A 7,208-nucleotide genomic window follows, 5' to 3' on the forward strand; every position below is an offset into this window, starting at 1 on the left:
TATACCCTCCTCAGTAAGTTATCAGAATAAGTTATACAGCTGTGTCAGCGGAAGTTTTGTGGCCGGTTTTGATGTGATGCTGACACCATCGGCTTTTACCTCGTAAGTTTCCGGATCCACTGTGATCTCCGGTGTCTTATCATTAAATACCATATCTTTCTTTCCGATGTTTCGGCAGTTCTCTACCGGAACAACTGTTTTTTCCAGGCCGTATTTTGCCTTGACATCCTCTTCCATGGCTGCCTTTGATACGAAGGTCAGGCAGGAAGCATATTTTGCTTTTCCATGTGCTGCAAACATAGGCTGATAGAATACCGGCTGAGTGGTCGGAATAGAAGCATTGGCATCACCCATCTTGGATGCAATGATCATACCTCCCTTGATGACCATATCCGGTTTTGCTCCGAAGAATGCCGGATTCCAGAGAACAAGGTCTGCAAATTTTCCTGGCTCTACAGATCCAACATATTCAGAAATACCATGTGTGATCGCCGGGTTGATCGTGTATTTGGAGATATATCTCTTTACACGGAAGTTGTCATTTCCATGGCCTTCATCTTCCGGAAGAGGACCTCTTTCCCCTTTCATCTTACTTGCAGTCTGCCAGGTACGGGTGATAACCTCTCCGATACGTCCCATGGCCTGGGAATCAGAACTCATCATACTGAACACACCCATGTCGTGAAGCACATCCTCTGCTGCGATGGTTTCCGGACGGATACGGGAATCTGCAAAAGCAACATCCTCCGGGATCTTTTTGTCAAGGTGATGGCACACCATCAGCATATCCAGATGCTCGTCCAGAGTATTTACAGTAAATGGCATTGTCGGGTTTGTGGAAGAAGGAAGGATATTCGGTGTTGCTGCCGCCTTGATGATGTCCGGTGCATGTCCGCCGCCGGCACCCTCTGTATGGTATGTATGGATGGTTCTTCCACCGATGGCATTGATGGTATCCTCAACACATCCACCCTCGTTCAGAGTATCTGTATGGATGGCCACCTGCACATCATATTCATCTGCTACATTCAGGCAATGATCGATAACTGCCGGAGTTGCACCCCAGTCCTCATGGATCTTAAGTCCCATGGCACCTGCTTTGACCTGTTCGATCAGCGGCTTCTCATCGGAGCAGTTTCCTTTTCCAAGAAATCCAAGGTTCATCGGATATTCCTCTGCTGCCTTAAGCATCATTTCCATGTTCCATGGTCCAGGAGTACAGGTTGTCGCATTCGTTCCATCTGCCGGACCGGTTCCTCCACCGATCATTGTTGTCACGCCGGAATACAGTGCACAGTCGATCTGCTGCGGGCAGATAAAGTGGATATGCGTATCAATACCACCGGCTGTCACGATCATACCCTCTCCTGCAAGAGCCTCCGTAGAAGCACCTACCGTCATACCCGGTGTCACACCGTCCATCACGCTTGGGTTTCCTGCCTTACCGATTCCTTTGATCTTGCCGTCCTTGATACCGATATCTGCTTTGACGATTCCTGTACTGTCCACGATCAGAGCGTTTGTGATAACGAGATCAAGATCTCCGTCTGCACTGGTTGTCTTAACAGACTGTCCCATACCGTCACGGATGGTCTTACCGCCTCCGAATTTAATTTCATCACCATAAGTGGTATAGTCTTTTTCTACCTCAATGATCAGATCTGTATCCGCCAGACGTACCTTATCTCCAGCTGTCGGGCCATACATCATTGCATATTTTTCACCGGAAATTTTTACACTCATGAATCTGTTTCCTCCTTTTAGAATTACGCTTTTGGCATAAAGCCTTTTGTGCGGGCGTTATTAAGAGCTGCTTCTTTGTTGACTTCTGAAATCTGTGCACAGGTCAGGTCGTTCAGACCAAATACCCTCTTCGTTCCGCCAATTGCAGTAAGCTGGACTTCTTTTTCTTCACCCGGTTCAAAACGTACAGAAGTTCCTGACGGAATGTCCAGATGAAAACCATATGCTTTTTCTCTGTCAAATTTGAGATAACGGTTTACCTCAAAGAAATGGAAATGTGAGCCTACCTGAATCGGACGGTCTCCAGTGTTTGCTACCTTGATCGTAACCACAGGTTTTCCCTCGTTTAAAGTAATTTCTCTGTCCAATGGAATGATTTCACCAATTTTCATCGTTGTCCTCCTTTACTGAATCGGATTATGTACTGTCACAAGTTTGGTTCCATCCGGAAATGTCGCCTCTACCTGTACTTCATGCACCATGTCTGCAACGCCGTCCATAACATCGGCCTTTGTCAGCATTTTGGTTCCAAGCTGCATCAGTTCCACTACTTCTTTGCCGTCTCTTGCCAGTTCAAGAAGCTCGGAGCTGATATAGGCAACTGCTTCCACATAATTCAATTTTACGCCTCGTTCCTTCCGCTCTTTTGCCAGATTTCCTGCCATATGGAGCATAAGCTTTTCCTGTTCCTTTGGATTTAAACGCATTACATTTCCTCCTTTTGAGTATTTAGAAAATAAAAAAAGCAGGCAAAGAAATCCTCTATAGACTTCTTTGTCTGCTTAGTTCCTCTCGGAATAGAACACATTATAGCATTCCCATTTGGAATATGTCAATGAGTTTTTATAATATCAATTTTCATTCGCAGAACCATGTGTTCTTATAACCGTTATACATTTATTGTAACTGTTCAGTACCCTCACAGTTACGAGTCAAAATGCATTCCAAATCACCTTCGGTGATAGCATTTTGCCTTATATGTCTCGGGATTTTGGCAAAAAACATGCCAAAACGCCTCGCGGGATACTACCTTCTGAATAGTTACCATTTATTTCTGATACATATCAGACTGGTCACTGTCAAAGTAGTTGATTCTCATGGATGCCTTGACATCGTTCAGAGTCTCAGCTGCTTTGGCTTGGGCTACCCTGCTTCCCTCTTTCAGGATATCCAGAACATCCGGAATTCTCTGCTCCCATTCTTTTCTTCTTGCACGAATCGGTCCCAGTTCTGCCTGCATAACCTTATTCAGGAACTTCTTAACCTTGACATCGCCAAGGCCGCCTCTGCGGTAATGATCCTCAAGTTCCTCAAGATTCTGGTATTCCGGAAGGAATTCCGGGAAATACTCCGGTTTGCAGAATGCTTCCAGATAGATAAATACCGGGTTGCCCTCTACACGTCCCGGATCCTCTACACGAAGATGGTTCGGATCTGTAAACATGGACATGATCTTCTTCTTAACATCTGCTTCCTCGTCAGAGAGATAGATACAGTTTCCAAGAGACTTGCTCATTTTGGCCTTGCCATCGATGCCCGGCAGACGTAAGCATGCCTTGTTGGATGGCAGAACGATCTTAGGATCGGTCAGTGTCTCACCATAAACCGTATTGAACTTGTGCACGATCTCCTTACACTGCTCGATCATTGGCATCTGATCCTCACCAACCGGCACATGCGTTGCACGGAAAGCAGTGATATCTGCAGCCTGGCTGATCGGATAACAGCAAAATCCAACTGGAATGCTGGCCTCAAAGTTTCTCATCTGAATCTCAGCCTTAACTGTAGGGTTACGCTGTACACGTGCTACCGTTACAAGGTTCATATAATAAAATGTCAGTTCTGTCAGTTCCGGTACCATAGACTGGATAAAGATCGTGGACTTCGCCGGATCAATTCCACATGCAAGATAATCCAGTGCGACCTGGATGATATTCTGGCGTACCTTCTCCGGATGCTCAGCATTGTCTGTCAGTGCCTGTGCATCTGCGATCATAATAAAAATCTCATCATAATCTCCGGAATTCTGGAGTCTGACACGCTCCTTCAATGATCCTACATAATGTCCTACATGAAGTTTACCGGTAGGACGGTCACCTGTTAAAATAACCTGTTTCATTTAGCCTTCTCCTCAGGGCACTTGTCTGAATCCTGCGGTGCCGCTTTTTCTATAGTTTCTGCTTTTTGTTCCGGCTGTTCCGCTTCCTCATGCTTTAATTCTCTTAAGACTTCCTCGCAGCCTTCTTCTGGTTCTCTCTCATCAAAGGGAACGAATTCTGCATGATGACCAACATATTTATATGCCGGACGGATGATCTTGCTTGCGTTGAGTATTTCTTCAAGACGATGAGCACTCCATCCCGGAATACGTGCGATCGCAAAAATCGGTGTGAACAGCTCTTTAGGGATTCCAAGCATAGTATATACGAAACCACTGTAAAAGTCTACGTTTGCACAGACATTTTTGAAAAGTCTTCTCTGTTCCATGACGAGTCTTCCGCCAAGACGTTCCACCAGTTCATAAAGAGCAAATTCTTTCATCATGTTCTTTTCTCTGGCAAGGTCTCTTGCAAATCTCTTAAGGATCACCTCACGCGGGTCAGACAATGTATAAACTGCATGTCCCATACCATAGATCAGTCCGGAATGGTCAAAGGCTTCTTTATTCAGGATCTTGCGGAGATATTCTTCTACTTCCTTCTCATCCGTCCAGTCCTTGACATTTGCCTTGATATCTTCAAACATGTTCTGAACCTTAAGGTTGGCTCCACCATGACGTGGTCCCTTCAGTGAACCGATGGATGCTGCGACTGAAGAATAGGTATCTGTTCCGGAAGAAGTAACTACATGTGTTGTAAAGGTTGAGTTGTTACCGCCGCCATGCTCTGCATGAAGGATCAGTGCAATATCAAGAACCTTGGCTTCCAGCTCTGTGTATTTTCCGTCAGGTCTGAGCATCAGAAGAATGTTTTCTGCAAGTGAGAGATCCTTCTCCGGATTACGGATAAACAGCATCTCATCTTTACGAAAATGTCTGTATGCGTGATAAGAATATACTGCGATCAGCGGCAGCTTCGCGATCATTTCCAGGCTCTGACGAAGAACATTCTCTGCGGAGATATCTTCCGGTCTGGAATCATAGGTATACAGAGTGAGGATACATCTCTGCATGGCATTCATAATGTCACTATTGGATGCTTTCATGACAACGTCACGGACAAAACGTCCGGACAGCGTTTCGAAACTTGCCATGATGTTCTTGAATATTTCCATATCTTTGTCAGATGGAAGTCTTCCGAACATCAGAAGATAGATGGTTTCCTCAAATCCGAATTTACGTCCCTTAAGTCCATCTACAATATCATTTACATTATATCCCTGATAATACAGTCTGCCGTGTGCAGGAATCTTACGTCCGTTGATCAGGTCATAACCTGTAACATCAGAGATCTCGGTAAGTCCGGTCAGGACACCCTTACCTGCTGAGTCACGCAGTCCTCTTTTTACATCGTATTCTACATAAAGATTCGGGTTGATCCGATGGCCATTCATCAGTTCTTCCCCGAGCAGCTCCATACTGTCTCTGAGTCTGCCCATCTCGTCAAGATTCATCATTTCATGATCTGCCATTTGTTCTCTCTCCTTCATCTGTATATTTCTCGTCCTGGTATGCGTTTGACCTGTATACCTCAAAATATGACCGACAAAATGGTCACAATGCATCTGACCTGAATGTTTCTGCCGTCCGGCATACATATTCGTACTTTACCAAGCTAAATTGTAATCTATTTTACACGAATGCCTGCTAAAATACAATAGATAAATGAAGAAAACTTTCACAGATGAAAATTTTACAGTGTAAAATGGTGAGTGGATAGATAGACAGGAGAGTTAGTCCTGTGGTGGGGTGTAGTTTTCTGGGAGTTTATTTATTGAAACACTATTTATAGTATCACCGTCACCGATAGCCTTTCCGATCAGATACTTTCCTGCAAGAATGGTAAATGGTCTCATATGGTGCCGCGGAAGTTCAAAGGTTTCTACGTTGAATTCACAAAATCCGCAGATTCCGCCAGGTTCTTTCATTTCCCGCATACAGTTTATACACAGGTTTTCTATTTTCATACGCTTTTCCTCTGATTTTCTCAAATTTGTATAAATTTATTATATAATCCCCTGTCCAAAACTCAATCTGCTTTGCGTGCCAGATGCAGTCTGCTTTAGCAGACATATTCCTCTTGCATCTGGTCACATAAAGTAAAAAACACCGGCCAGTGTTTCCACCGCCGGTATTTATAAAAAACTCTGTCAGGATATCAGTCTGTAAATTTTATTTTTTGTCTTTCCTTCGCTTTCCAGAAAGTTATTTTTTTCTGCCTTTGCCAGAAGCCTGGAAGCAGTCTTCTGCTGAATATCAAGAATATCCGCTGCCCTGGCACTGTTGATATTCTGAAATTTTATCATATACTGCTGCAATCGCAGGAGACGTTCTTTTTCCAGATTTGTAAATGCAGTGGATTCCACAAGAAACTTCGTTCTTCCATCTTCCCCGTCTACGATAAGATCTCTCGAACTCAACATCTTTTCGGACATCTTTTCGGACATCTTTTCGGACATCATCGTTTGTTCGAAACCTTCTCTGATAAAAATGGTTGTCTCAAGATAGTTCCTGTCCTCATCCATTTCAAACAGCGGAGCGGGCGAACCGTTTCTTTCCAGTTCTCTTAATATCTTGGTTATGCCGGTTCCCTGTTTCTCCGAAAGATCAATTTCTTTGAACAGTTCCCCGATTCTTCGATTGCGGTATTTCCTTGCTCTTGCTTTTCCTGTTCGAAATTTTTCCTGACTGATATACTTATCTACTCCCGGATAATTGATGAGCATGATTCTGTCCACATAAATTCGAACTTCAACCGGTTCCGGTTCTCTGTATGATTTATGAAAAACCGCATTTACAACAGCTTCTTCCAGTGCATTATACGGGTAGTTGAAATACCGTTCTGATTCAGCCCGTCCCTGGATCTTGACAACTTTTTCTTCGATTATATTTGTATTGATATAATCAAGAACATCCCTGACCTGTTTCCAGATCGGTCCATAAAAAGTTTTTTCAAAAAAATCATCGGAACCTTCTGCCTCTTCTGTATTAAACTTTACAAGATCAATCTGTGCTCCCGGAATAAATCTGTCCGGTCTGTCCGTAAACATCAGAACACCTATATTCCGTATGCTCAACTCCGTATCCGTTTCATCTGCCGCTTCCAGAGAGAGCAGAAGATCTTCCATGGAACTCTTGTTGATCTCGTCTGCCAGCGAACTCCGGCTGTCTCTCAGGAAGTCCTCCAAGTAGCCACGTCTTATATCCTGAACAGATGCTTTACGATTGATACGATCATCAAACGGTATGGAAGTGACATGCTCCCACCACTTAAATCTCTGATTTTGAAGTGGGGGCTTCTTGCTCA

At 44.1% G+C, this 7,208-nt stretch carries 7 protein-coding genes; all 7 read right to left on the reverse strand.

The features are described from left to right. Positions 1-21: 21 nt before the first annotated feature. Positions 22-1,743 (reverse strand): urease subunit beta, encoded by a 1,722-nt coding sequence (ureB, locus tag LIR34_RS06030; protein WP_161283820.1) that lies wholly within the window; start codon positions 1,741-1,743, stop codon positions 22-24. A gap of 23 nt (positions 1,744-1,766) precedes the next feature. Beyond that, positions 1,767-2,135, reverse strand: a complete 369-nt coding sequence (ureB, locus tag LIR34_RS06035; protein WP_161283819.1) for an urease subunit beta — start codon at positions 2,133-2,135, stop codon at positions 1,767-1,769. Between the two features lie 12 nt (positions 2,136-2,147). Then, the gene (ureA, locus tag LIR34_RS06040; protein WP_161283818.1) at positions 2,148-2,450 is read right to left on the reverse strand and encodes an urease subunit gamma; all 303 of its coding nucleotides are present in this window, start codon (positions 2,448-2,450) and stop codon (positions 2,148-2,150) included. A 341-nt stretch (positions 2,451-2,791) separates the two neighbouring features. Then, the gene (gene trpS, locus LIR34_RS06045) at positions 2,792-3,862 is read right to left on the reverse strand and encodes a tryptophan--tRNA ligase (protein ID WP_173902262.1); all 1,071 of its coding nucleotides are present in this window, start codon (positions 3,860-3,862) and stop codon (positions 2,792-2,794) included. Then, complete coding sequence (locus LIR34_RS06050) at positions 3,859-5,373, reverse strand: citrate/2-methylcitrate synthase (RefSeq protein ID WP_173902263.1); 1,515 nt, start codon at positions 5,371-5,373, stop codon at positions 3,859-3,861. Before LIR34_RS06050 ends, trpS begins: the two co-directional genes overlap by 4 nt. A 261-nt stretch (positions 5,374-5,634) precedes the next feature. After that, positions 5,635-5,868 (reverse strand): hypothetical protein, encoded by a 234-nt coding sequence (locus LIR34_RS06055; RefSeq protein WP_161283815.1) that lies wholly within the window; start codon positions 5,866-5,868, stop codon positions 5,635-5,637. Between the two features lie 183 nt (positions 5,869-6,051). Then, the coding region (locus tag LIR34_RS06060; protein WP_244092226.1) for an ATP-binding protein at positions 6,052-7,208 on the reverse strand (1,157 nt) is incomplete at its 5' end.

The sequence above is a fragment of the Blautia sp. MSK17_66 genome (assembly GCF_020538025.1).
Classification (GTDB): domain Bacteria; phylum Bacillota; class Clostridia; order Lachnospirales; family Lachnospiraceae; genus Blautia_A.

Coding starts and splice junctions, on each gene's coding strand:
- LIR34_RS06050 (WP_173902263.1), bottom strand. CDS start 5,373: ATGGCAGATCATGAAATGATGAATCTTGACGAGATGGGCAGACTCAGA.
- ureA (WP_161283818.1), bottom strand. CDS start 2,450: ATGCGTTTAAATCCAAAGGAACAGGAAAAGCTTATGCTCCATATGGCA.
- trpS (WP_173902262.1), bottom strand. CDS start 3,862: ATGAAACAGGTTATTTTAACAGGTGACCGTCCTACCGGTAAACTTCAT.
- LIR34_RS06055 (WP_161283815.1), bottom strand. CDS start 5,868: ATGAAAATAGAAAACCTGTGTATAAACTGTATGCGGGAAATGAAAGAA.
- ureB (WP_161283820.1), bottom strand. CDS start 1,743: ATGAGTGTAAAAATTTCCGGTGAAAAATATGCAATGATGTATGGCCCG.
- ureB (WP_161283819.1), bottom strand. CDS start 2,135: ATGAAAATTGGTGAAATCATTCCATTGGACAGAGAAATTACTTTAAAC.